The sequence below is a fragment of the Sphingopyxis sp. BE259 genome (genome assembly GCF_031457495.1).
GTDB lineage: Bacteria > Pseudomonadota > Alphaproteobacteria > Sphingomonadales > Sphingomonadaceae > Sphingopyxis.
In genome coordinates this window covers 3,036,184-3,060,353 of the sequence record NZ_JAVDWM010000001.1, presented here as the reverse complement: position 1 = coordinate 3,060,353, position 24,170 = coordinate 3,036,184, and the positions used below count along the sequence as shown (strand labels likewise).

The 24,170-nt window shown below is 61.7% G+C and carries 24 protein-coding genes; 15 read left to right on the top strand and 9 right to left on the bottom strand.

Annotated features, from left to right (window positions below):
- Positions 1–108: 108 nt before the first annotated feature.
- Together J2X44_RS14630 and J2X44_RS14625 are read right to left on the bottom strand one after the other, a co-directional pair.
- Entirely contained in the window at positions 109–2,064 is a 1,956-nt protein-coding gene (locus J2X44_RS14630) for a glycoside hydrolase family 3 N-terminal domain-containing protein (protein WP_310085546.1), read from the bottom strand.
- Positions 2,061–3,404 carry an MFS transporter gene (locus tag J2X44_RS14625; RefSeq protein WP_310085544.1) on the bottom strand — a complete coding sequence of 448 codons (1,344 nt, stop codon included), beginning with the start codon at positions 3,402–3,404 and terminating at the stop codon, positions 2,061–2,063. Before J2X44_RS14625 ends, J2X44_RS14630 begins: the two co-directional genes overlap by 4 nt.
- 167 nt (positions 3,405–3,571) lie before the next feature.
- Here J2X44_RS14625 and J2X44_RS14620 point away from each other — a divergent pair, with 167 nt between their 5' ends.
- The 9 genes from J2X44_RS14620 to ygiD all read left to right on the top strand — a co-directional run bounded on the left by J2X44_RS14620 (position 3,572) and on the right by ygiD (position 12,996).
- Positions 3,572–4,489 (top strand): LysR family transcriptional regulator, encoded by a 918-nt coding sequence (locus J2X44_RS14620; protein ID WP_310085538.1) that lies wholly within the window; start codon positions 3,572–3,574, stop codon positions 4,487–4,489.
- Between the two features lie 205 nt (positions 4,490–4,694).
- Complete coding sequence (locus J2X44_RS14615; RefSeq protein ID WP_310085536.1) at positions 4,695–7,058, top strand: TonB-dependent receptor; 2,364 nt, start codon at positions 4,695–4,697, stop codon at positions 7,056–7,058.
- Positions 7,059–7,161: 103 nt separating this feature from the next.
- Positions 7,162–8,697 carry a bifunctional 3-(3-hydroxy-phenyl)propionate/3-hydroxycinnamic acid hydroxylase gene (locus J2X44_RS14610; RefSeq protein ID WP_310085533.1) on the top strand — a complete coding sequence of 512 codons (1,536 nt, stop codon included), beginning with the start codon at positions 7,162–7,164 and terminating at the stop codon, positions 8,695–8,697.
- Positions 8,694–9,122 carry a heme-binding protein gene (locus J2X44_RS14605; protein WP_310085531.1) on the top strand — a complete coding sequence of 143 codons (429 nt, stop codon included), beginning with the start codon at positions 8,694–8,696 and terminating at the stop codon, positions 9,120–9,122. Before J2X44_RS14610 ends, J2X44_RS14605 begins: the two co-directional genes overlap by 4 nt.
- A 1-nt stretch (position 9,123) precedes the next feature.
- On the top strand, positions 9,124–10,017 hold the full coding sequence (locus J2X44_RS14600; protein WP_310085529.1) for a VOC family protein: 894 nt from the start codon (positions 9,124–9,126) through the stop codon (positions 10,015–10,017).
- A gap of 39 nt (positions 10,018–10,056) precedes the next feature.
- Positions 10,057–10,899, top strand: coding sequence for a fumarylacetoacetate hydrolase family protein (locus J2X44_RS14595; protein ID WP_310085526.1), 843 nt, complete (start codon positions 10,057–10,059; stop codon positions 10,897–10,899).
- Between the two features lie 92 nt (positions 10,900–10,991).
- Positions 10,992–11,753 carry a nuclear transport factor 2 family protein gene (locus J2X44_RS14590; RefSeq protein WP_310085523.1) on the top strand — a complete coding sequence of 254 codons (762 nt, stop codon included), beginning with the start codon at positions 10,992–10,994 and terminating at the stop codon, positions 11,751–11,753.
- A 68-nt stretch (positions 11,754–11,821) separates the two neighbouring features.
- Positions 11,822–12,127 (top strand): hypothetical protein, encoded by a 306-nt coding sequence (locus tag J2X44_RS14585; protein ID WP_310085520.1) that lies wholly within the window; start codon positions 11,822–11,824, stop codon positions 12,125–12,127.
- Between the two features lie 17 nt (positions 12,128–12,144).
- Complete coding sequence (gene ygiD, locus J2X44_RS14580; RefSeq protein WP_310085517.1) at positions 12,145–12,996, top strand: 4,5-DOPA dioxygenase extradiol; 852 nt, start codon at positions 12,145–12,147, stop codon at positions 12,994–12,996.
- An 84-nt stretch (positions 12,997–13,080) separates the two neighbouring features.
- On the opposite strand, the gene J2X44_RS14575 is transcribed toward ygiD, so the two are convergent.
- Positions 13,081–13,398: a hypothetical protein gene (locus J2X44_RS14575; RefSeq protein WP_310085514.1), complete on the bottom strand. Its 318-nt coding sequence runs from the start codon at positions 13,396–13,398 to the stop codon at positions 13,081–13,083.
- A 40-nt stretch (positions 13,399–13,438) separates the two neighbouring features.
- Between J2X44_RS14575 and J2X44_RS14570 the strand changes: the two genes are divergently transcribed.
- From J2X44_RS14570 to J2X44_RS14560, 3 genes are all read left to right on the top strand, one after another.
- Positions 13,439–13,699 carry a hypothetical protein gene (locus J2X44_RS14570; RefSeq protein ID WP_310085513.1) on the top strand — a complete coding sequence of 87 codons (261 nt, stop codon included), beginning with the start codon at positions 13,439–13,441 and terminating at the stop codon, positions 13,697–13,699.
- A gap of 9 nt (positions 13,700–13,708) precedes the next feature.
- Positions 13,709–14,326 (top strand): ABC transporter substrate-binding protein, encoded by a 618-nt coding sequence (locus tag J2X44_RS14565; protein ID WP_310087074.1) that lies wholly within the window; start codon positions 13,709–13,711, stop codon positions 14,324–14,326.
- 201 nt (positions 14,327–14,527) lie between these two features.
- Positions 14,528–15,580 (top strand): AraC family transcriptional regulator, encoded by a 1,053-nt coding sequence (locus J2X44_RS14560; RefSeq protein WP_310085510.1) that lies wholly within the window; start codon positions 14,528–14,530, stop codon positions 15,578–15,580.
- Here the strand turns inward: J2X44_RS14560 and J2X44_RS14555 are convergent.
- The 6 genes from J2X44_RS14555 to J2X44_RS14530 are packed head-to-tail and all read right to left on the bottom strand — an operon-like array spanning position 15,577 to position 21,744.
- Positions 15,577–16,341, bottom strand: a complete 765-nt coding sequence (locus J2X44_RS14555; protein WP_310085508.1) for an SDR family oxidoreductase — start codon at positions 16,339–16,341, stop codon at positions 15,577–15,579. The two genes, J2X44_RS14560 and J2X44_RS14555, sit on opposite strands and share 4 nt — an antisense overlap.
- Positions 16,341–16,772, bottom strand: coding sequence for an ester cyclase (locus J2X44_RS14550; protein WP_310085505.1), 432 nt, complete (start codon positions 16,770–16,772; stop codon positions 16,341–16,343). Before J2X44_RS14550 ends, J2X44_RS14555 begins: the two co-directional genes overlap by 1 nt.
- Before the next feature lie 10 nt (positions 16,773–16,782).
- Positions 16,783–17,745, bottom strand: a complete 963-nt coding sequence (locus tag J2X44_RS14545) for a hypothetical protein (protein ID WP_310085502.1) — start codon at positions 17,743–17,745, stop codon at positions 16,783–16,785.
- On the bottom strand, positions 17,742–18,275 hold the full coding sequence (locus tag J2X44_RS14540; protein ID WP_310085499.1) for a hypothetical protein: 534 nt from the start codon (positions 18,273–18,275) through the stop codon (positions 17,742–17,744). The genes J2X44_RS14545 and J2X44_RS14540 overlap by 4 nt, the downstream gene beginning before the upstream one ends.
- Positions 18,275–19,477 carry a phosphotransferase family protein gene (locus tag J2X44_RS14535; RefSeq protein WP_310085496.1) on the bottom strand — a complete coding sequence of 401 codons (1,203 nt, stop codon included), beginning with the start codon at positions 19,475–19,477 and terminating at the stop codon, positions 18,275–18,277. The genes J2X44_RS14540 and J2X44_RS14535 overlap by 1 nt, the downstream gene beginning before the upstream one ends.
- Before the next feature lie 53 nt (positions 19,478–19,530).
- Positions 19,531–21,744, bottom strand: a complete 2,214-nt coding sequence (locus tag J2X44_RS14530) for a TonB-dependent receptor (protein ID WP_310085493.1) — start codon at positions 21,742–21,744, stop codon at positions 19,531–19,533.
- 458 nt (positions 21,745–22,202) lie between these two features.
- Between J2X44_RS14530 and J2X44_RS14525 the strand changes: the two genes are divergently transcribed.
- Genes J2X44_RS14525 through J2X44_RS14515 form a run of 3 tightly spaced genes read left to right on the top strand, consistent with a single transcriptional unit; the run spans position 22,203 to position 24,165 of the window.
- Positions 22,203–22,634, top strand: coding sequence for an ester cyclase (locus J2X44_RS14525; RefSeq protein WP_310085491.1), 432 nt, complete (start codon positions 22,203–22,205; stop codon positions 22,632–22,634).
- Positions 22,631–23,860 (top strand): cytochrome P450, encoded by a 1,230-nt coding sequence (locus J2X44_RS14520; RefSeq protein ID WP_310085488.1) that lies wholly within the window; start codon positions 22,631–22,633, stop codon positions 23,858–23,860. Before J2X44_RS14525 ends, J2X44_RS14520 begins: the two co-directional genes overlap by 4 nt.
- Entirely contained in the window at positions 23,857–24,165 is a 309-nt protein-coding gene (locus tag J2X44_RS14515; RefSeq protein WP_310085485.1) for a Rieske (2Fe-2S) protein, read from the top strand. Before J2X44_RS14520 ends, J2X44_RS14515 begins: the two co-directional genes overlap by 4 nt.
- The last annotated feature ends 5 nt before the right edge of the window (positions 24,166–24,170 follow it).

Sequence of the window (24,170 nt, the reverse complement as noted above, 5' to 3'; positions counted from 1 at the left end):
TCGATCGCTACCCGGATGGCTACAGATGCGCGCCTCATCCCGGCCATTCCCGATATCATTAGAGGGTATCAATAGCCGTCGTTCGATCGGTCATCATGGATCGACGGTTTAGCGGTAGCGTAGGCCGAAGCCGCTACGAAACTGCGGTTTCTTGCTGTCAGAGGGCAGATCTGGTCGCTGGCGTTCTACGGCACGTTCGGTGGAGGGGAGTTCAAAGGGCAGCTTTCCTTCGGGCTTCGCTTTGCCGCTGATGACATCGAAGAGCGCGCTGTCTTCGATCCCGTAATCGCCGAAGAGGGCATCCGATTGGCGAAGAACGGGGCCAAGGATCGCAGGTCGGTCGAGATAGACGCTGGTGATCACCGGCTTTCCAGCGGCGGCGGCGCGCTGCAGCGCCGCAAGATCGGCATTGCCTTCGACGAAAGCCGTCGAGCCTTCATGATGCCGCGATCCGAAGAAGAAATTGCTCCGCTGCGTATAGGGCGTCGCGAGCCGCAGGATCGCGATGTCGGCGTCTGCCGGATCGGCCACGGGCTCGAACCCCGCTGCCCTTGCCGCCGTTTCGGATAGTTTCCACAGCCAGACTTTTTTCGGCTGTCCGTCACGCAGCGGAAGCAGGTTGCCGCCATTTTTGAGTAGCGTCAGCGACCGGCGCTGCGCGTCGGCGCCGAGCGCCCGGACCTCGGGATTGCCGACCAGCATCGCCGCGCGATCGGCATCGACATAGGCATTTTCGAAGATACCGAGGCGGAACATGAGCGCGAGCAGCCGCTGCGCCGACAGGTCGATCCGGCTCTCGGGCACGCGGCCGTCGCGGACGAGCCCGACGAGAATGTCGAGATCCATGACCCCGCCGAACTGATCGACGCCCGCATCGAGCGCCTTGGCGAACCGTTCGGGCTTGCTGAGATGCTCGACGCCCCACGGCATACCGACCTTTTCGTGATCGAGCGTGCCCTCCTGACATTCCTTCGGGCAATCGTCGGTAATTTTCCAATCGGTCAGCACAATGCCGTCGAAGCTGTTTTCCTTGCGGAGCAGATCGGTCAGCAGGCCCTTGTTGAAACCGCCCGCTACCTGTTCGGCGGGTCTGCCCGCGATTTTTACCGCCGGGGAAAAGATGCCATAAGTTGGCATAACGCCAGCGGCACGGGCACGGAAGGCCGCACGGAACGGCACGACATGCGGTTCGAGGTCGCCGGTCGGGAAGATGAGGCGCTGTCCATAAGGATTGTGACCGTCATACCCTTTCTCGGCGGCGCCATAACCCACCCAATGTTTGACCACTGTTGCAACGCTCGTCGTCCCCACGCCGCCACTGCCCCCCTGCATCCCTTCGACATAGGCGCCAACGAGCGCCGCGACCTTGGCGGGATCGTCGCCGAACGTGCCGTTGACGCGCGGCCAGCGCGGTTCGGACGCGAGGTCCGCCATCGGCGAAAGCGCCATGCGGATACCCATCGCGCGATATTCGGCCGCGGTTGTCTCCGCGAAGCGCTTTACCAAGCTGGCGTCGCCGATCGCGGCGAGACCGGTCGGTTCGGGCCACAGCGCCCCGCGCCCCGCATCGACCGTCAGCCCAAAGCTTGACACAACATGGTTGCGGGGGTCGGAACTGATGACCAGCGGGATGCCGAGCCGCGACCGCTCACCGAGTTCCTGAGCCGCATTGGCTTTCCGCGCTAGCTCGGACGGATCGCCGCTGACCCGATGGATGAAGAAGCGGATTTTGCGATCTTCGACGACGGGCGCCAGCTTGGCAATATCCCAAGTACTGCGCAGGCCGCCGTCACCGGTCGGCGGGGTGCCGTGAAGGAGAAGGCCGGCCTTTTCCTCCAGCGTCATGCGTCCGATCAAGTCCTGTGCGCGGCGCTCAGCCGGGAGGCGCCAATCCTCGTAAGGCGTCAGCGCGCCATTGCCGTCGAGATCGTGGAACCGCAGGCCATCGGCGACCACGACACCCTTCGCGCGGCTTCCGATCTCAGGTTGCTGCACGGCTTCGCTTGCCGGCACGGCGCCAAGGAGGCTGCCGGCGATGGAGAGGAGAAGCGTTACGGGGTTCATGCGGTCTGTTCCTGCGGGACCGGCCGCGCGCGCGCGAAGCCGGCGATGATGAAACTGGCGGCGATCTGCGCCGCCGCGAGAATGGCGAGCGTAAACCAGATCTCGCCATAGGCCCCCTGCGCCCACCCGATGACGAGTGGACCCGCGACGCCGCCGATGCGACTGAACGCGACCGCGGCCCCGGTTCCGGTGCTGCGCAGCGACGGCGGGTAGGACATGGCGGTGAAATTGTTCATCACCGCCTGTGTCCCGAAGATGAAGAAGCCGGCCGCCGCGACCGCCACGAAGGTGAAGGAGGTTCCGACGAGTTGCGAAAGGCCGAGCAGCGCCGCCGCGCCGCCGATGAAGCCCATCGCCATCACGCGCGGACGGCCGAATATGTCCGACGCCCAGCCGAACGCGCCGCCGCCGACGATCTGCATCGACATTAGCAGGACCCCATAGCCGAACGCCGAGGAAATGGCCGCGCCCTGGGATATGAGGATCGAAGGGAGCCATCCCGACAGTCCATGAAGGCACAGGAGGCTGAGTGCGCTGGCGGTCCAGATTCCGATCGTCCGTCGCCGGAACGGCGGACGCAGCAACTGACCAAAGCGCGGGCGGTCTGTCGCAACGTCTGCGCTCTCGGTGAAGCTGGTCGCCGCAGCATAGATGGCGCTGCGTTCGGGCCGCAAAGCGGCCAGCTGGCGCCGCAGGTCGTCGAGGCGGTCAAGGCGAATGAGGCGCGATGCCGATTCGGGTAAAGTGAAGAGGCAAAGCAGCCCGATCGGAAGCGCAAGCAGCGCCGCGAGCATGTAGAGACCGCGCCACCCGAATTGCGGCGCGATGGCGAGGCCCGCAAGGCCGGCGGCTATCCCGCCGAGCGAAAAGGGCAGGGTGAAGGCGATCGTCGCAAACAGGTTGGCGCGCTGCGCCGGCGCCCATTGGTTCACATAGACGAAGGCCAGCGGCGACAGCATGCCAAGACTGATTCCGAGCAGGACGCGAAACAGGCAGAAGGTCACAAAGTCATGCGCGGTCGTCGCCAGAAGGAAGCTGGCCGCGCCAAGCACCAGCACGCCCGCCGCTGTAGCCTTGCGAAGGCCGAAGCGATTGACGATCGGCGCCTGAAGAAGCGCGCCGATCGCGAGGCCGAAGATGCCGAGCGACAGCATCACGCCGATCTGCGGATCGCTCAGCCCCCATTCCTTGCGTATGTAGGGCGCGACATAGGCCGCGTTGAAAAGGTCGTAACCGTCGACAAACAGGACCGCGCCAAGAATGAGGGCAAGGCGGACATGAAAGCGTCCGAAAGGCGCGCCGCGCGTTTCGGTTTCGGCGTTAACGCCAGTATCGGACAATTGGCCTCTCCCTTTGCGACCCAGACGGCTTTCCGCCGCATTCTTCTTGGGTCATCGATCTGGCGCGATCCTCGCATCCGCTAAGATGCCAGTGTTCGGGGTCAAGTTGACAAAGGGTGAGAGGTAAAGTCAAATTATCACTCTTTGCAAGCTGGGGAATATTTCTGATGACTGTTAGCTCCGATCTGCTCCTGTGCCTGCTTGCGATCGCGCGAACCGGTTCATTCAGCAAGGCTGCGGTCGAACTCGGACAGTCGCAGCCGACGCTATCGAACAATATCGCACTGCTCGAGCGCCGACTGGGCGTCCGGGTTCTCGACCGCACGCGCCGTGGTTCGACGCTGACGCCGCAAGGCGAGATACTGGCGCGCCGCGGCGCCAATATGCAGTTGCTGCTCGAGGATGCCGCTGCCGAGGTGCGCAATCATGCGAACGGGGTGTCGGGCCCATTCAAAATCGGCGCAACGCCAAGCGTGCTACCGGTTCTGGTGCCGCTCGCTCTTGCCGAGGCGGGCGTCGGGTCGGGACCGCTGCATGTCGAGGTAATCGAAGGGCTCGACGAAGCACTGATGCCGCGATTGCGCTCGGGCGCGCTCGACCTCATCGTCGGACCTGTCGAGGAGATGTTCACCGGGAGCCAGGATATCGTCGAGCACCGCTTGCTCGTGGATCCTTTTCTGGTCGGCATCGGGAGTCGGTCGCCCTTTTTCAGCCGGTCCGAGGTTGCGCTCGGCGAACTCGCCGACGAGCCCTGGATCCTGCCGCACGAAGGGAGCACCTACCGGCAGCATGTCGAGGCGCTCTTTATGACCAAGGGCGTCCCATGGCCGCGAAACCTCATCCTCGCCAATTCGCTGCCGCTCCAGGAGACGCTGCTCGAGCGGTCGGACCGGGTCACCATTGTCTCGCCCATCCAGTTCTCCAGCATTTCGAGAGGCGACATGACGGTCGCGCGTCTTGAAGACGGCGGGAAGCGCTACATCGGTTACAAGCGCCGCGCCGGGTCGAAATTCCCGCCCCTCGGCGATGCGATCGTTGCGGCGCTCGAAGCATCGGCGCAAATGCTTGAAGGCCGCATCCCTTGATAACAAGTCAATTTTATACTTAAAATCAGTGTATTGATGTCATATCGCGGCGTCCGGTCCAAATAGCCAGTTATCAGAATTCTTTAGTATGTTGCCAATCACTATCATTTGACCGATGACAAGCCGATCCGCACTATTGTCCCGCCAAATGCACGGTCGCACCAAGCGACTGGCAGGAATCAATCAGTCCAGGAGGGGACCTTCCATGCGCTCATCGGCCAATTTCACTCGCTTGTTCGGCAGCTGCGCTGCAATTGCGTTGCTCGCTCATGGCGTACCCACCCTCGCCCAAGAGGCTGAGGGTGACGTCGTGGACAGCAACGAGATCATCGTGACCGCACAGAAGCGCAGCGAACGCTTACAGGACGTGCCCGTCGCCGTCACCTCGATCGGCGGCGATCAGCTTGCGAATGCCAACATCAATGGCGCAAGCGGCCTTGCCGGCGTCGCGCCTTCGCTGACCTTCACCCAGAATACCAGCCCGCTCAACAACAATGTACGCGTCCGCGGTATCGGCACTGTGCTGTTCTCCGCCGGTATCGAATCCTCGGTGTCCTTCGTTGTCGATGGCGTCGTGATGGCGCGTCAGGGGCAGGGCTTCACCGACCTGATCGACGTGGAGCGCGTGGAAGTCCTGCGCGGCCCGCAAGGCACGTTGTTCGGCAAAAACGCGACCGCGGGCGTCATCAACGTGGTGACCCAGGCGCCGTCCGCAACCTTTGAAGGTAAAGCCGAAGCGACCGTGGCCGAAATGGGCGAATATCGCCTGCGCGGCACGGTGTCCGGACCGTTGAGCGACAGCGTTCGCGCGCGCCTCACCGGTTTCTATACCAAGGATGAGGGCTGGGCCCGCAACGCATTCCGCGACGAAGATGTGTTCGGAACCGAAGATTTCGGTCTTCGCGCCAAGGTTGCCATCGACGTCGCACCGGGCTTCGATCTGATGGTGACGGGCGACTACAGGAAGTCGGACAGCACCTGCTGCCAACCCTTGCCATTCCAGACCACGAACCCGCTGCTGGTACAACTGCGCGATCCTGCCCTGGGTTCGATCAACAATCGCACGGTCAATACGACCACCGACACTTTCGCGGATGTCCGCACTGGCGGCGTGTCGGTCGAGGGAAATCTTGAGCTGGGCGACCACACGCTGACATCGATTACCGCATGGCGCGAGTGGAACTTCGACAACAACGTCGATGTCGACGGGTATAATGTCGCGGCGCCGGTCCGCGTGCCGTTCGGCTTCGGATTTTTCGGGATCAACGGCGGCGGCGTCGATGTCGAACAGTTCAGCGAGGAACTTCGCCTCGCCTCTCCAACGGGTGGCCTGTTGGAATATACCGTCGGCGCAATGTATTATAAGCTTGACCTGGGTCGCAATTTCCAGCGCCGTGTCGGTGGCTGCACCCCCGATACGTCGATCGCCTTCGGCGCGGCCTGCCCCAATCCGACCTACCAGTCGTCGGGCAGCACGGCGAGCATGGAGACGGAGAATATCGCGCTTTTCGGGCAAGTTCAGGTGAACGTCACCGAACGTTTCTCGGCGCTTGGCGGTTTCCGCCTGCAGCACGAGAAAAACTCCTATGTCGGCACCCGCAGCGCGACGGCGCCATTCGCAGGCGATGCGCCGCTGCTCGGCGGCTCGACGGGTGGGCAATCGGTCTCGGACGGTGATTTCTCGGGCAAGCTTGGCCTGCAGTACAAATTCAGCCGCCATGCGCAGGTATATGCCAGCTGGTCGCGCGGCTATAAGGGTGTTGGCTGGGACGTCGAATTCTCGGCTGATTTCGCGGCGCAACCGCCGGTCGAGCCGGAAACGGTCAAGGCTTGGGAGGTCGGCTTCAAGGGGCAGGCGCTCGACAACCGGCTGACCTTCGGTATTGCGGCCTTCCACGCCAAATATGACAATCTTCAGGTCCAGGCGACGCAGCAGGTCAATGGCGCGCCGCTGTCGATCCCGACCAACGCCGGCTCAGCCGTCACGAAGGGGGTTGAGATGGAGTTCAGCTACCGGCCGATCGAGCAGCTAACCTTCGCCGGCGGTGTCACTTATATGAAGGCGCGCTTCGACTCCGACGGGCTTCCGTGTCAGCTCGCAACACAAAACGGCGCGGTTACGGTGGCCCCAGGGGCGACGCCGCCGGTTAACACCTGCTATATTCTGGGCGGGTCGCGGGTTCAGGACATTCGCGACGGGTCGCTCCCAAACTCGCCGGACTGGAAAGCGAATGCCAGCATCCGCTACGAAGACAATCTCAGCTCGTCGCTGGTCGGCTTTATTCAGGTCAACGGCAATATTCAGAGCCGCGTGCTGTTCGATCTCAATCAGGATCAGGAACTCGACCAGAAGGGCTATGCGACGGCGGACCTGTCGGTCGGCGTCAAGACGGCCGACGACAAATATCAGCTCAGCTTCTTCATCCGCAATCTGACCGACAAGCGTTATGTGTCCGGCAAGCAGCGGGACAATATGCTGACTAACGCGGCGAACCCTGACAACATCCTGTTCTTCACGTCGAAGGACGCCTCGCGTTACATTGGCGGCACGGTCCGGGTGAATTTCTGATCCTCCCCCTTCCTGCGGCCGCGACGTGCGGCCGCAGGGCATATCTTTCGGCCGGCGTACCGGCCTACCTTTGGATACTGGCAAGAAACCAACAGGCGTGACTTTGTCCCAATCCCCTCCCGAACGCTTCGACGTTGCTATCGTCGGCTGCGGACCGGTCGGCGCGCTCGCCGCGCTGCTTCTCGGACGCGCGGGCCTCCCGGTTCTCGTGCTCGAGCGTGAAACCGATCTCAATCCGCTTCCGCGCGCTGTCCATATCGACCATGAGATGATGCGGCTTTTCCAGTCGGCAGGTGTCGTCGACGACGTCGCCCCCCACATGCGTGCGACCGACGGCCATCTTCATGTCGGCGCCGATGGCGGCGTCATTCGCTACATGGGCACATATGGCCGCCCGAAACCCTTTGGCTGGGCGAACGACTATTTCTTCTATCAGCCTGAACTCGAGGGCTATTTGCGCGCGGCGATGGGCCGGATACCCGCGGTCCACCTCGAACTCGGCGCGGTCTTCGAGGCCGCCCGGCAAGAGCAGGGGCGTGTCCGCCTTGGCTATCGGCAGGGCGGCATGGCGCGCGAAGCCGATGTCCGCTGGGTCATCGGCTGCGATGGCGCGCGTAGCGAGGTTCGCAAGGTGCTTGGGGTCGCGCTCGACGATCTCGCGTTCGAGGAACCCTGGCTGGTGGTCGATGCCGAAGTCGAAGGGCCGGTCAGCTTCCCCGCGATCACCGGCGTTCCCTCCGAGGCCGATCTCCAGAGCCTTTCGGTGATGATGTGCGATCCGCGGCGGCCCGCGACGATCGTTCCGGGCCGCGGCAACCACCGGCGCTGGGAGTTCATGCTCCTTCCCGGCGAGGATGACGCCGAGATGATGGACCCCGCGCGCGTCAGCGAGCTTGTCGGCGCGTGGATGAAAGATGTTCCGCATAGGATCGTGCGCGCCGCGACCTATCGCTTTCACGGGCTCGTCGCCGAGCAGTGGAAAGTCGGCAACATCTTTCTTGCCGGCGACGCCGCGCACCAGACGCCGCCCTTTTTCGGGCAAGGCATGTGTCACGGCCTGCGCGACGTTGCGAACCTCGCCTGGAAAATGGCGGCCGTCGCGAAGGATGGGGCAGGCCCCGCGCTTCTCGATACCTATCAGATCGAGCGCGACAGCCACGTCCGTGCTGTGATTGGCGCCGCCGTCGAGGCGGGCCGCTATATCTGCATGCTTGATCCCGAAGAGGCCGAACGCCGCGACGCCCAGTTGCGCGAGCGCGCGGCAAGCGGCGTCTCCGAAACGGCAGCAGACCTGATCCCGGCCATCGGTGCCGGCGTGATCCTGGCCGGATCGCCGGGCGCCGGGCAGCGGTTCATTCAGCCGCAGGTGGGCGAAAAGAAGCTCGACGATCTGACCGGGGGCGGTTGGCGCCTGTTCGTGCGCAAAGATCCAGGAGGTGGCGGTCATTCGGGCGTCACCGTCTGCGATGTCTCGCAAATCGCCGACGGCGGGGCGCTTTTGAACTGGCTCGACCTCCATGGTGTCGATGCCGTTTTGGTGAGACCCGACCATTATGTATTTGGATCGTGCGAAGGGGTGGCGACGCCGCTGATCGAGGCGATGGAACAGGCAATGCAGATGCACAAGATCGCAGCATGAACAGTCTTAACCTCAACGAAGCACGCACCGCGCTTGATGCCGCGCTCGACCATGGGGTGAGTAAGGGCGCGAAGCCGCTTGCGGTCGTCGTCCTCGATGCGGGCGGACATCCGGTCGCTTTCGCACGGCAGGATGGCGCGAGCCTATTTCGGTTCGACATCGCGCGCGCGAAGGCGCTTGGCGCCATCGGAATGGGCGCCGACACGCGCACGCTCGCTGGACGGGCGAACGATAATCCCGTCTTCTTTCAGAGCGTATCGGCCGCGGTCGGCGGCGCGATCGCCTTTTCGCCCGGCGGTGTCCTGATTCACGGCGAAGGCGGCGAGATTCGCGGGGCAATCGGGATCAGCGGCGACACCGGGGATTGCGACGAAGCCTGCGCGCTGGCTGGCGTCGCCGCAATCGCAACAAGCCAGGAGGCCTGACATGAAGCTTCGCAGCATCGAACTCGCTTTGCCCGACCCCGGTTCGGCTGCCGCCTTCCTTGCGGACATCTGGGGCATGGCGCCGACGGAAGGCCAGAACGGCAGCCTCTATCTGCGCGGCTCGGGCGGCTTTCCCTATCTTGTCGCGCTGCACGAGGCGGAGGTCGAGCATGTGCGCTCAACGACTTTTGTGTGCGAGACGGACGAACTCGCTGGGCTCGCAGGACGGGTTGCCGCGACCGGCTGGCCGGCGCGGGCCGTGCGGTCGAGCGATCCGGGCGGCGGCAGCGGCATCGAGGTCGAGCTTCCCGAAGGCGAGATATTTCGCTTCCTCGCGGGCGCTACCGATGCTGAGCCGATCAAAGGGCGCGACCTTCCTGTGAAACTCACCCATGTCGTGTTCAATTCGCAAGATGCCGAAGCGTCAGGACGTGCCGTCGAGGAAGTCCTAGGCTTTCGCGTGTCGGACCGGACCAAAGGCATGGTCTTCGTGCGCTGCAACAGGAGCCACCATAGCACTGCCTTCGCGCGGGCGGGCTTCTCGTCGCTCAACCATGTCGCTTTCGAAATGTCCGACGTGGATGCGGTGATGCGCGGGATCGGGCGGCTCCGCGATCATGGGATGGCGCCATCCTGGGGGCCGGGGCGCCATGGTCCGGGCGATAATGTCTTTGCCTATTTTATCGCACCCTTCGGCCCGGTGGTCGAATTTTCTACCGCGGTCGCGCATATCCCGGAAGACTACCGTGTCGGCGCTCCCGAGGATTGGACCTGGCCCGAGGGCCGCATCGACCAGTGGGGCATGTCGGGCAAGGATCTGGCGGGCTTGCGCGCCGCCGAACAAAGGTTCCGTTTTCGACGGGACTGGGACGCATCGCCGCTGGGCGCCCTGTGAGCCACGCACAATTGGACATTTGAAGGAGTCACCGGAATCATGCGTTATGTCAGCTATGTGCGAGGCGATGGCTCGGCGAGTTATGGTCGGCTCGAAGGGACCGGCATAGTCGATCTCGGATCGGTTCCCGGCGCGCCCGCCGACCTCAAGGCGGCGATCGCGCGCGGTGATCTCGCGGGTCTCACGGCCGGCGATGTCGTGCCGCTCGAAACTGTCGAGCTGCTTCCAGTCATCCCCAACCCGGGCAAGATACTCTGCGTCGGGCTCAACTATGCCACGCACGTCAAGGAGACGGGCCGCGAGCAAAAGTCGCATCCGGCAATCTTCACGCGCTGGGCCGACACGCTCATTGCCGACGGCGCGCCGATCCTGCGGCCGGCGGAAAGCGATCGGCTCGACTATGAAGGCGAACTGGCGATCGTTATCGGCAAGGGCGGGCGGCGCATCCCGAAGGCCGAGGCGCTTGCCCATATCGCGGGCTATTCGATCTTCAACGATGCTTCGGTTCGGGATTGGCAACGGCACAATATCCAGTTCATCCCCGGCAAGAACTGGCCCGGAACGGGCGCCTTCGGACCCGCGCTCGTCACGCCCGACGAAATCGCGGATATCGCGGGCCAGCGTGTGCAGACCCGGCTCAACGGCCAGCTCGTCCAGGATCAGCCCATATCGGACCTGATCTGGGATATCGCGACCGTGATCGAATATTGCTCGACCTTCACGCTGCTGTCGCCGGGCGATGTGATCGCGACCGGAACCCCGGGCGGCGTCGGCGACAAGCGCGAGCCGGCGCTATACATGCGAAACGGCGACATGGTGATCGTGTCGATCGGCGAAATCGGCACCTTGACCAACCCGGTCCGCGACGATCGCGGTGTCTGAAATCCTCTCAGCAGGCCAACGCCAGCGAATGCTGTTACCTTGTCCTAGGGGTAAGGAATTTTTACTGGTCAAGCCTCAATTGGAGACTTTGAATGAGCGGTAGAAAAGCACAGGTGATTGAGCTTCTTAAGTCTATCGAGACGGGAGCGGCGGAACCGGTCGCGGTTATCAACCCGGACAAATATATTCAGCACAACCTTGGCGTCGCCGATGGACTCGCCGGTTTCGGACAAGTCTTGGCGCAACTTCCCGAGGACTCGGCGCGGGTGAGCACCATGCGCGTATTCGAGGACGGCGACTTCGTCATCGCCCATACCGATTATGATTTCTTCGGCCCGAAAATCGGCTTCGACATCTTTCGGTTTGAAGACGGAAAAATCGTTGAGCATTGGGACAATCTACAGACCACGGCGGGCCCGAATCCGAGCGGGCGCACGATGATCGACGGCCCGACCGAGGCCACCGATTTGGAACGGACGGACGATAACAAGGCGCTTGCTCGCCGGTTCGTCGATGACATTCTCGTCAAAGGCAGGCTCGACAACCTCGCCAGCTATTTTGCAGGCGACGCGTACATCCAGCACAACCCGCAGATTGCAGACAATCTTACGGGTCTCGGAGGCGCCTTGGCGGCCATGGCCGAAGCTGGCGTGTCGATGAAATATGACCGCATCCATCGGGTGCTTGGCGAAGGCAGTTTCGTCCTTGTCGTGAGCGAAGGCGACTTTGCGGGACATCATACATCCTTTTATGATTTGTTCCGCATCGAGGACGGCCATATCGCCGAGCATTGGGACACGATCGAGACGATCGCCCCGCGTGACGAGTGGAAGAACGCCAACGGCAAGTTCTGATGAGGCCGAGCCTCCCGCGCGCGACAGGCTCCTCCATAGTGGACAACGGGATGTAAGGGAGGTCAACGATGGGTGTTGTAGAGATTGTGCGGCTCCGGCCCGCACCCGGCGTGACGGAAGCGGTATTCCTTGCTGCCACAGATGGCTTTGAGCGCGCGTATATGAAAGATCGTGACGGTTTCAAAAAGCGCACGCTTCTTCGAAGCGACGAAGGCGAGTGGACGGTGCTCGTGGACTGGGAAACTGCCGAAGCCGCGCAGAGTTCGATGGACGCCTTCCCCAACGACCCAGCGTCCGCACCCTTCAACGCAGTGCTCGACCCGACTCTTTTCGAGATGACGAGATTTACCGTCGTCAGGGAATTTAAGGCTTGATCCAAAAGGCTGGAGGCGTGGCTGAAACCCCGGCCTTGTTCATCGGCCATGGTAGTCCCATGAACACCTTGGAGCACAACGGTTTCACTCGTGCGTGGCGAACGATGGGGACGCAATTCCCCAAGCCTCGCGCCGTCTTGGTCGTTTCCGCCCATTGGTACCTGGGCATAACGGCGGTGACTGCCATGGCGCGGCCTCGGACGATTCACGACTTTTACGGATTTCCGCGGGAGTTGTTCGCATTTGATTACCCGGCAGTGGGCGCACTGACCGTTGCCAATGAGATCGTCGAGGCCGTCAAACCGACACGGTGCGGGCTTGATTTCGATCAATGGGGTCTCGACCACGGTGCATGGAGCGTGTTAGCTCATCTCTACCCAAAAGCTGACGTGCCAGTCGTACAGCTTTCGATTAACGCTCTGAAACCGCCGGAGTACCACTTCGATCTCGGCGCGCGCCTAGCGTCGCTGCGCAAGCAGGGAATCATGATACTGGCTAGCGGGAATGTCGTTCACAATCTTGGCCGCCTGCAGCCAAGCATGCCCAATGCAGCCTATGATTGGGCGAAGCGGTTTGACGATGCGGTCGTGCAGCAGCTTGCCGACAACCCGAGCGATGTGCTGCGCCTCGGAGAGCACCCGGATTATCAGGCGGCGGTGCCGACCCCTGACCATTTCATCCCATTGCTATATCTTGCCGGTCTCGCCGCACAGGGCGGCGAGGTGACGAACCCAATTGTACGGGGCTACGCGATGGGCTCGATCTCCATGACCTGTTACGGGATCGGCACAGAAGGATTCTCTTGTGAGACCGGCTCGGATGCCGCGGGGCTTCCACAGGACACGTCGGCCGATCAGACAAATAGCTAAGTTCCTTCTTCCCCTGTGTGATAACGCCAGCGGTCAGTTCGCCCACGATTCAGCCATCGCCGCGGGTTACAGGTGTAGGATTGCTCATCTTGCCACCATGTCGCGGTTGAGCCAGCGGCAGGTCAGCAAGAAACATAGGCCGCTGATGATATAGAATGACGCGGCGATGAGCATCGCCTGCTTCAGACTAAGCGGGTGGATGATAGCGCAAGTTCCCTGATCGGCCTGCGACAAAGCCGCGCGCGCGCCTCCCTCACAGACTGCTCTGACCGGATGCGCGCCTCCCATGTCCGCCGCTTGCGCGTGGAAAATGAAATCGCTGACGAGGCCGATGAACAGGGGGCCGAGCCCATAGCCGAGCAGATCGGATGAAGAACTGTCGCGCGAAGAGGCGCGTGTCATCGTCTACAGCAGCACCGACGAACCTTTCTTCGGCGACGTATTGGATGCGTTCGAAAAGGCGAACCCCGACATCACCGTCGAGCATCATTCGATGCGTGCGGCCGATGTCCGAGGCAAATATCTTTTGGAAGACGCAGCAGGCGGACAATCGGCGGATATTCGTATCAATTCCGCGATGGACCTCCAGCGCAAGCTAGCAAACGACGGCCACGCACGCATGTTTCGCCCGACCACTGCCAATATGGGAAGCTGGAACAACCGAGCCTTTGCGGTGGCCGTCGAGCCCATCGTGATCGGTTAAAATCGGAACCTGTTCGATAGAGGAGAAATCCCCACCAGCCGACGAGGGCTGGCTTCCTTTGTCCGAGAAAATTCCGGTAAATTATATGGACGGACAGGTATCTACGATCCGGAAGCCAGTTCAACCGGTATGCTACTCATCAATCAGGATCTGCGTATCGATCATGAAAACTGGGATCTCGTTTCGACGATCGGACGCCATAAGCCCAAGCTTTATACTTCGACCCGCGACATAATCCGTGATGTGAGTTCTGGCAAGCTGGCCATTGCTTACAATATCATCGGTTCCTATGCCTTCCAGCGCGCGCGGGACGATCCGGCATTTGGCGTTATCGTGCCGGCTGAATACACGCTGATGATGTCCCGTGTCGCCATCATCGCACGGCGCGCAAGGCACCCGATAGCGGCGGAACGCCTCCTGAACTTTCTGCTGTCGTCGCACGGTCAGCGATTGATTTCAGAGCGCGGAATGTCGCCAATCCGAAGCGACGTGCCGCAACCCCATCCCGAACTTTCAGGTAGTAATATTCGTGCAATCCGAGCCGGCCCGGCGCCGCTCGCCAATCTCGATAGTCGCAATCGAAAGCGCTTCATCGATCAGTGGAATGAAACCGTCGAGCCGCATTGAGATCACCGTCCAGGCATGGCGAGTACGGCCGCTTCTCAAATTTTTCCGCCAGAAGCTGTCTGACCGCAAACGGCCATTACCGGTTGCCTCATCATATTTTGAGAGTACCGGTCGCGGCCTGCTGGAAGAGGCTCTTCTCTTATCGGGCATTCCAGCTAGAACTTATGCGGGAGGAGATGTGGGAGATCGCTTTCCACAGACTTGAACGTCGAGGGAATTCGAATCGTGCAGACGGGCCTTTCCGCGTGGGTATTCGCAATCGTGCAGGCATTGGGGGATGCGGGTGTCGATCATGCGGAATTGCTGCGCGGGATCGGAATGACACCGGATAAATTGGGTGACCTCGAACATCGCTATTCGCAGGAGCAAGTCACCAGTCTCTGGATTGCGGCAGTGGAGGCGACGGAGGATAGCAATTTCGGACTGAAGGTCGCTCGTCATATTCGGCCTTCGACGTTCCATGTGGTCGGATATGCGATGTCCTGTAGCGCCACGCTCAAGCGAGCCGCGGAGCGCTTCGCCCATTCGGCGCGCCTCATCTCGGACGCGGCCGCTGTCGATTTTGCCAAGGTCGGTGACGATTATCTCCTGAAGGTCGATCTTCACACCGGCGGCCGCCAGCCGATCTATCAAACGATCGACACCATGCTCGCGGGCTTCCTGATGTTATGCGAGTGGATCCAGAGTGCGCCGGTCGTTCCGCTCGAAGTCAGATTCCGGCACCGTAAACCGCAGGACGAAAGCGACTATGTCCAGATTTTCCGTTGCCCGATTCGTTATGGGCAAAAGGAAAACAGCATCCTATTTCGCGGCCGCGACCTCGAACAGCCAGTCCCTTCAGCGAATGAGGAACTGGCGATGCTGCTCGACGAAATGGCGGCGCGGCATCTGGCCTATCGATTTGCTAGCCGCTTCTCGACCAAAGTGCGCGATGCGCTTGTCGGGCAATTGCCGAATGGTGAGCCGAGCAAACAGGAAACGGCAAAGCTTCTCGGCATGACCGAGCGGACATTGCTCCGCCGTCTTCGCGACGAGAATACGACCTTCCAGGAATTGCTCGACCGCCTCCGCGAGAAGCTCGCCTTCGATTATCTGCGCCGCAACGACCTCACGATGGAAAAAATCGCCTACCTCCTCGGTTTCTCGAGCAGCAGCGCTTTCTCTCGCGCGTTCGTCCGCTGGACCGGCCAGCGGCCGAGCGAATGGCGCGACGGCCGCCCGCGCCTCGGGACCGATAACGATCTGCTCGACTAATCGCTCGTCGAGAGCGCGAGTTCGATGCCCTTGATCGAGGGGCCGGCACTCCAACCGCCATCGACGAGCAGTGTCTGCCCGGTGATATAGCTGGCGTCGTCGCTGACCATGAAATGGACGGCCGCTGCCAGCTCCTCGGGCCGGCCGATGCGGCCAAGCAGCGTGAACACATTGGCATTGCGGGCGACCATGTCCGGCGCTTCGTTCATCGCAAGCGGGGTATCGATGATGCCCGGCGCGACACAGTTCACCCGGATGCCCGCGGGACCATATTCGACCGCGGCAGTCTGCGTCAGCGATATGATGCCGGCCTTTGTCGCGGCATATTCGCCCCACTGCACGAAGCCGCGGACCGCGGTGATCGAGGAAATGTTGACGATCGCGCCGCCGGCACTCATCCGGCGCGCGGCTTCGCGAATGCCAGTCTGGACGCCGAGGATGTGAAGCCGCCAGAAACGCTCGGAACGGGCGGGGTCGGAATCGGCAAGCAAGGCGCCCTGTGCGATGCCTGCATTGTTGACGAGAATGTCGAGCTTGCCGAACCGGGTCAGCGCGTCCGCGCAGAGCGCAGTCACTTCATCCGGGTTCGAGCAATCGGTCTGACGGAATTCGCAGCCCCATGCGTGTGCGTCGGCCTGATGATCGTGAATGTCCGCGATCAGGACCCGAGCCCCCGCGCGCTGCAGGCGCTGTGCGATGGACGCTCCGATCCCCGAACCGCCGCCGGTGACGATCGCGGCTTTTCCATCCAGCGCGAACATCAGGAAAATTCCAGTTCTTGCGGCGCCTGCAATCCGAGCTGCCGCATGAGGGCCGCCGTATCCCAGAGGCTTCGTTCAAGCGTGATCTTGCCGTCCTCGAAAGCGTGGATCGTCATTCCGCGAACGAAAGTCTTCTTTCCCGCCGCCGGAAGCCCCAGAAAATCGGTCCGGTGTTCGATCTCCCAAGTCCATTCGAGGCATCCGCCTCGTTCGTCGCCATGGTAGCGGGCGGCGTTGAAGATATGGCGCGACGCATTGGGGTCGGCATTTTCGAAGGTCTTGAACCAGCGCCGCAGCGCTTCGCGATCATTGTCGATCCGGACGCCGAAATTCATGTCTTCATATTCGAACCGTTCGGGATAATTGGCCATCAGCTCTTCGAGCCGGTTATCGAAAAGCTCGAGCCAATTTTGTTCCCATTCGAGATTCATGACATTCTCCTTATCGCGCGAGACCCAGGCGCGCGATCGCCGCCCGGCTGATGACTTCCTGAAACGCGCCGGTGCCGATCCGGTCTTCATGCTCCCACCTGGCCATGCCCTGATAGTAGAGCACACTGGCATAGGGCGCCCAGGGAGCCCAAGTCTCGAAATGGCCTGCAAGTGCGAGACGCGCGCCATCTTCGTCCTCGACCGTCAGGCTGAACCGATCGGGTCGCGGGCCGGTGCGTTCGCTTCGACCCTCGCCCTTGACGAGGGCACGGACCTCGCCGTCTCGCATGACATAGCCATGAAGGACGGGACCGAAGCGTGTCATGTCGGCGGGATCGAGCATCATCAGCGCGTTTACCGACAGATCGTCGCCGAAATGCGCCTGAATGAACACCGCGCTGCCGTTGTTCCGCTCGGCGCGCGGACCCCAGCTGTGATCCATTGTCGAGAGGCATGAAATGCGATGCGTGACGCCGCGAAGCTTGAGTTCGCCTTCAACCCGGCCCGTCATGTCGAAATGGCCATCGAATGCCTTGTCCCACGCACCGGCAGACCCTTTTCCTTGCGCCAGAGGGTCCTGCTGGGGATCGTTGAAATCCTGCGGCCGCATCAGGCCGCGGAATCGGAAATGAAACTCGGTGTCGTCGATGCCGACATAGTCGACCTGATAGTCCTGCGGTGCGTTCATCGCCTCGACGGTCACGCCGTTCCGGAGCGAGTAACGGGCGAGGCTCGAGGGGCAGGGGATATGCTGCTGATTATCGGTGTAGGCGAGGCCCTCCCAGTGCGACGCGCAATGATCGAATATCGTGATGTCGCTAAGACAGACGCCAAGACCGGGGCGGAACACATTGTAGACAGCGCCCGACAGGCCCGCTTCCGGGAGCCAGAAGGGGAAATAATTGGTCTCGGCCCAGGTTTCGCGATGCTCATCCGGGACGATGTGGAACTCGGCATCCTTCGCCTCGATCATGCGGTTGGCCACCGCCCGGCTGACGGAGCGAGCAGACCCTCCAGATCGGGCACGGTGGCAGGCTCGCTCTCCCAACCCTGCATCAGGACCCAGCTTCGCTCGCGAAGCAGCTGCTCGGATGCAGCCTGGAGCACCGCACGCGTTGCGGCTCTTGCCGCCGCGTCGGTGCGCGCGGGCAATGTACTGGCGGCATTGCCGATTACGCCACGAAGGTCCTTGATCGCCGCGGTCAGGTCCGCGGGAGAGACTAGCGCGCGCTGCCATATTCCGGCGCCCCGCTCGACAGCTGCCTCAAGTTCGTCCGACCCGGCAGCGGGCGCGATCTGTTTCGCAAGCTCGATCAGCCGGGCCAGTTCATCGCAATCATACGCGAAGGCGACCGGCAGTCTGGTGGAGATGAGGGTCAAAAGGCCGACAACCAGACCGATCTGCTCCTGCGCCATCTTGTCGCCGCGATCGATGGCCGGAGCGATCACCTCGGTCAGTGATTTGAGCACCGCCTGCAATGCGAGTTCGGTTCGAATCTGCATCAGCAGACCTCCTCGAGCCTGGAGCGCAGCTCTTCGAGCAGCGGATAGGCAAGGCCCATGAGCCAGACGAGCAGCACATCCTGGTGCGACTTGCCGTTGCGCGCATTTCGATAACCTGCACCCAGCACGATTACGATCGCCTTATAAGCCGCAAGAATGCGGTAGAAATGAAGCGTTGCGGGAACAATAGGCAGGCCGGACGCCTCCTCGTAACGGGTGAGGAATTCGCTCTCGGACAACAGGCCGCAGGTCAGAAAACCCCCGCCTTCTTCGGCATAATGGCCGAAGGCGGGGCTCATCGACCAGGCGAGGTCCTCGTGGCGATCGCCTATGTGCGCGAGCTCCCAGTCGAGCCAGGCGGTGATCTTCCCTTCCTTCTCGTCGAACAGGAAATTGCCCGTCCGAAAGTCCGCGTGCACGACCGACAGGCGGTCGGTCTCCGGGAGATTGCAGCGCATCCATGCGGCAGCGAGTCGCATCAGCGGAACCTCCTCGCCGGCGTCCTCCTCCCACACACGCTCCCACCAGTTGAGCGCCCACTCGGCGGCGCGCGTGGGGGCATCGGGAATGTCGAACGCGGTGAGGGCCGGGTCGTCGACGGGGGCGAGGTGGATCGCCGCGATCTGCGACAGGAATTGTGGCGCCAGGCGGGAGCGCAGATCCGCCCCGAGATTGGTGCCGAGCCCCGTTACATTGCTTACAGATAGCGTTGGCTTGGTCACGCCTTCGCTGAATCCGTAAACCAGCGCGGGATAGGGGAGAAACTTGCCAGTCGGATCGACCCAATAGGGTTTGGGGACCGGGACACGACCCTCGAACATCTTCAGCATCTGATGCTCGCGAAGGCGGCTCGTTTCGCAAACCGAGGCCGCAGGCTCCATTCTCAGGACGAGCTTCGTGCGTGACGGCGAGCCGTGGGGCGGCGTCCAGTCCAGCGTGAAGGCCATCTGCAGCTTCGAGGCACCGCCGGTCAGCCAATGCGCTTCGGCGATCGAGAAGGAGCCTTGATGGTGCGCGGCGATGAGCGCGTTCACACCCGCAACCAGCTCATCGAGGCTGGCCCCGGAAAAGGGTGGACCTGCGCGCATCTCAAGTTTGCGTCGGAGCACCCGATCGATTTCACGCTCGACCGGAAAGCGTTGGCTCAGAGCCGTAATCCAGTCCGACGTCGGACGATCCTTATCGATCGTTTTTTGGGTCATGATATCGGTTCCGGGTCGGCGGCGCGCGGGCGGACTCCGGCGCGCCGCCTTGGTCAGAAATTCAGGCGGGCTTCGACGCCGTAGGAACGGGTCGGACCTCGGTAGTTGACCGTGAAGAAACCGAGCAGCGGCACGACTTCCTGGAAATATTTCTCGTTGGTCAGATTATCGCCAAAGGCGGAGATTTCCCAGCGGTCGCCGCTCTTGAGGGAGAGCCGGGCCTTGAGAAGGCTGAGCGGCTTCCGCCGGGTGCCGGGCGTGTTGGCGACGTCCCACCAGATCGATCCGAAATGGTTGAACTCGACCCTTGGGACGAGCTTGAGGTCGTCGCCAAGTTCGATTGTCTGGCTCGCGCCGAGTGACAGCGTCGATTTGAACGCGCCCGGCGCGACGTTGCCGTTAAAGGCCGGGTTGCCGGCAAAATTGCTGACACGGCCGTGGGTGTAGCCATAGCCGCCGAACAGACGGGTGCCGGTCGGGAGTTGAAGGTCGAAGTCGATATCGAAGCCCTTCAGCTTGACCTTGTCGATGCCGATCGTCGTCTGGAGGCCGACGGTCGGGTAGAATTCGAACTGCTGGGCGCCCGAGATGTCGGTCTTGAACACGGCAGCGTTGATCGCGAGACGGCGATCGAAAAGCCGCGCCTTTGCGCCGATCTCGTAAGAGGTCGAGACCTCCTTGTCGAAGCCGTCCTGAACATAGACCGAACTTGCGGGAAGCCCGGCCGCCTGCGCCGCAGCTATCAGCGCCTGCCGCGACCCGATCGGGTTAAAGCCGCCCGATTTGAAGCCCTTGCCGAAGCTCGCATAGACGCTTGCGTCACGCGAGATATCATAAGAGACGCTCGCTTTCGGTTCGAACTGCTTGAAGGTGCGCGTCGCGTTGCACTGGTCGATCGTCTGGCCGGTGAGCGCGATGCAATTGTTGTAGCTCACGCCGGTGAGCGGGTTGATCGCCGACGACGCGGCCTCGGCGATTGAACGCTTTTCAGTGTCGTAGCGGCCCGCGAGATTGAAGTGGAGCTGGTCGGTCACGTCGAACTGCAGGCTGGCAAAGGGCGCATAGCTCGTCGTGCGATACAGCGGGTTGCTGAACGACACGGTCGGGCGGGTCGATCCGACGGGATCGATAACCCGCGGGTCCTCGGGCAACATCCCGTCGCTGTCGATGCTGATCTTGCTCGTTTGGTTGCGTGTGAAGCGCAGGTAGTAGAATCCAACCTGCCAGCGGAACCGACCGTCCGACGCCGAGGTCAAACGGACCTCTTGCGAGTAATTCTTGTCGAGATAGGTATATTGCTGGACGTTTGCTCCCGCTGTTCCGCTGTCGGGGACATAGGGCGGTGAATCGCTTGCGAAATATTGGTTGAGGCGGTTGAAACCCGAAATCGAGGTGAAGGTCGCCCAATCGAAGTCATAGTCGATCTTGAGCGTCGCATCGACGAAGTTCTCGCGGAAGACCCCGCGGACATTCGAGATAAAGTCCATGTCGGCGAAGTTGGCGTCGAGGACCGGAGGATTGGCGGGAAGGCCGCCGATACCGGTGCCGGCAATCTGGGCGTTATAGGCGCTGCCGCCGCCTTTGGACTTGTGTCCACCGACTTTGAAATCGATCGTGAGGCCATTGTCATTGTCATAGAGAAGGCGTCCGCGGCCATTGTAGCTTGTGAACCGCTGGACCTTTTCGCCGGTGACGATGTTGGTGAACGGTCCGTCGGTGTCGCGGAAGGAGCCAGCGACGGTGAAACCGAGATTTTCGCTGATAGGACCGCTAAGGGTTGAGCTGATGCGTTTGGTGTCGAAATTGCCATAGGCCGCGACGACATTGCCTTCGAATTCGTCACCCGGCTTCTTCGTCGTCACGACGATCGCGCCCGCAGCGGCATTGCGTCCGTAAAGGGCGCTCTGCGGTCCCTTCAGGACTTCGATTTGCTGGATGCCGAAAAGGTCCTGGTTGAACGGCTTGACGCTGGACAGGGTCACGCCATCGATGACAATCGCCACGTTGGGATCCGAGTTGCGGACCGACGTCTGGCCGCGGATATTGATATAGGCCTCGCCCGCATTGTCCTCAATGAAAGTGACGTTGGGGGTAGCGCCGAGGAAATCGGCCGGGCGGGTGATCCCGCGCTCCGCGATCGCCGCCTCGGTAACGACGCTGACCGAGATCGGCACCTGCACGAGATTTTCGTCCCGCTTCGTTGCGGTCACGATGATTTCTTCGACCCCAGTGCTGCTGCTTTCCGCTGCGGGAGCGGTCTGCGCCATCGCAGGGGAACAAATGAATGGAGCGGCCAAGGCCGCGGCCGAAGATGCGCGCAGAAATATGGTCTTTAGCATATCAATCCCTCTCCCGACGGTTCCATCTTGTGTCCGGAGTTTCTGCCCCGGCGATGGTCTACCACTGCGGTTCTAAAGACCAGCAATGCCTCTCCATTGAAATGCCCGTGCGTGACAGCGATTGCCCCAGCGGGACAAATGATTCGGTTCGGAAAGTCTCATTTTTGGCTTTTGTGCGTTGCACCATCGCCAATCCACGTCTTTGAGGCCGGTATTTTTGGCACGAAAAGGCACGCGCTGTTCCGCGCGGATATAGCGGGGCAAATTCTGCACGCTTAGGCTGGTCCCACAAAGCCGCTTCGATAGGCCGAGGCCTTGCATGGTCCGACCGCAACGAAGACAGTCGAGGGACCCGAAATATATCGGGCTGCTATTGGAGAGAGAAAATGAATCTCAAATGGGCGCAGTATTGGATCGGCCTGTTCGCCGACGGCACCGACGAGCTGATGACGCTCTATGATCCCGGCATCCAGTTCGAGGACGTCAACTTCGACCTGCAGATCAACGGCGATCTCGCCGCGCTGCGCAGCTTCTTCGAAGGCTTCATTATCGAGGATCCCGCGGCGAGCTACAACAAGTTCGATGTGTTCGACTATGTCGGCGACGCGCGGTTGGGCTCCTTTCAATGGACCTGGGAGACGAAGCACGCCGGCGACTTTCTCGGCATTCCCGCCGCCGGCAAGATCACCAAGACCCGCGGGGTCACCGTGATGGGTTGGAACGAGCAGGGCAAGATCATCCTAGAGCGCAGCATCTGGGATGCGATACCGGTGTTTCAGCAGCTCGGTGCGGTTCCCGCCACGGAGGCTGCGCAATGAGCGACACTGCCACGATCGAAAAGTCGGCGATCACTTATAATCCGCTCGATCCCGCGATCACCTCGAACCCCTATCCGCATTATGCCCAGCTCCGCGCCGAGGCGCCGGTCCACTGGCTGGACACGATGCAGGGATTTGCGGTGTCGCGGTGGGACGACGTCACCGCGGTCCTCAAGGACGGCAAGACCTTCTCGTCGTCGCAGTTCTGGCCTGCACTTCTCGGCGAATATGATCCCGTTCCAGAAGTGGCGCCGATGATCTCGCTCGACCCGCCCGGCCATATGCGCATTCGCAAGCTTGCCAACAGTGCTTTCGTGCCGAGCCGGGTCGGCGCGCTCCAGGGAAAGATCGTGTCGGTGGCGAACGAGCTGATCGACGCCATCTTCGAGAAGCATGGATCCTCGGGCGAGTTCGATTTCGTCTGGGAATTTTCGGCGCTTTTTCCGGTCTCGGTCGTTGCCGATGTCATCGGCGTTGACCTTGCGCGACGGGTGGACTTCAAACATTGGGTCGATGATCTTCTGTCGGCTGGCAATCGGGCGGCCTATGGTCCAGGACGCCTCGCCGAAATCGAGCGTAGTTCGAAGGCGATCCGCGCCTATTTCGAGGATATCTACGACCAGCGCGTCGCAGAGCCGCGCGACGACTTGATCAGCGGTTTCATCCAGGCCGAGGTCAATGGCGAGCGCTTGACGCGGAGCGAGGTGCTCAATCTCGCGATCCTGCTGCTCATCGGCGGCGTCGAGACGACGACGAATCTGCTTGGCATCACCTTTGCGCATTTCAAGCGTAACCCCGATGCGCTGGCGGCGGTGCGCGACGACCCCGCGCGAATCCCGACGGTGCTCGAGGAAGTCCTCCGCTTCGACGGGCCCGTCCAGATGCTGTTCCGGCACACGATGTGCGATACGGAGCTTGCCGGAACCATGATCCCCAAGGGCTCCCTGGTTCTGCCCCTGCTTGGTTCAGCCAACCATGACGAGCGCAAGTTCGACGAGTCGGAGCGCTTCCGATGGGATCGCAATCCCAAGGAAATCATGTCGTTTGGGCAGGGGCCGCACTTCTGTCTCGGCTCTTTCCTGTCGCGAATGGAGGCGCGAGCCGCACTCCAGATTCTTCTCGAACGGTTCGAGGAACTGCTGCCGATCAGCGATGACGTACAGTGGATGGACAGCTATTTCGCGCGGGGTCCGAAAACCCTTCCGGTCCGGTTCAAGGCCCGATGAGCGGGACCGAACATCGCGCGGGCTCGCTCGCGGCACTGGAAGCTGGCGAGCCGGTGTTGACCGAGATCGAAGGCGTCGAAGTCGCGCTTTTTCTTTGCGAAGGGAAGGTCGTGGCGACCCAAGGGCAATGTCCCCACGCCGAGGGGCCGCTTCACGAGGGCGAGGTGGAGAAATGCATTCTCACTTGTCCATGGCATGGCTGGACCTTCGATCTGAACACGGGGCTTTGCGGCGAGGATGATTCGATCGTGCTCCAACGCTTCCCGGCGCGGGTCGATGGCGACGACGTGTTGGTGACCTTGTGAACGAA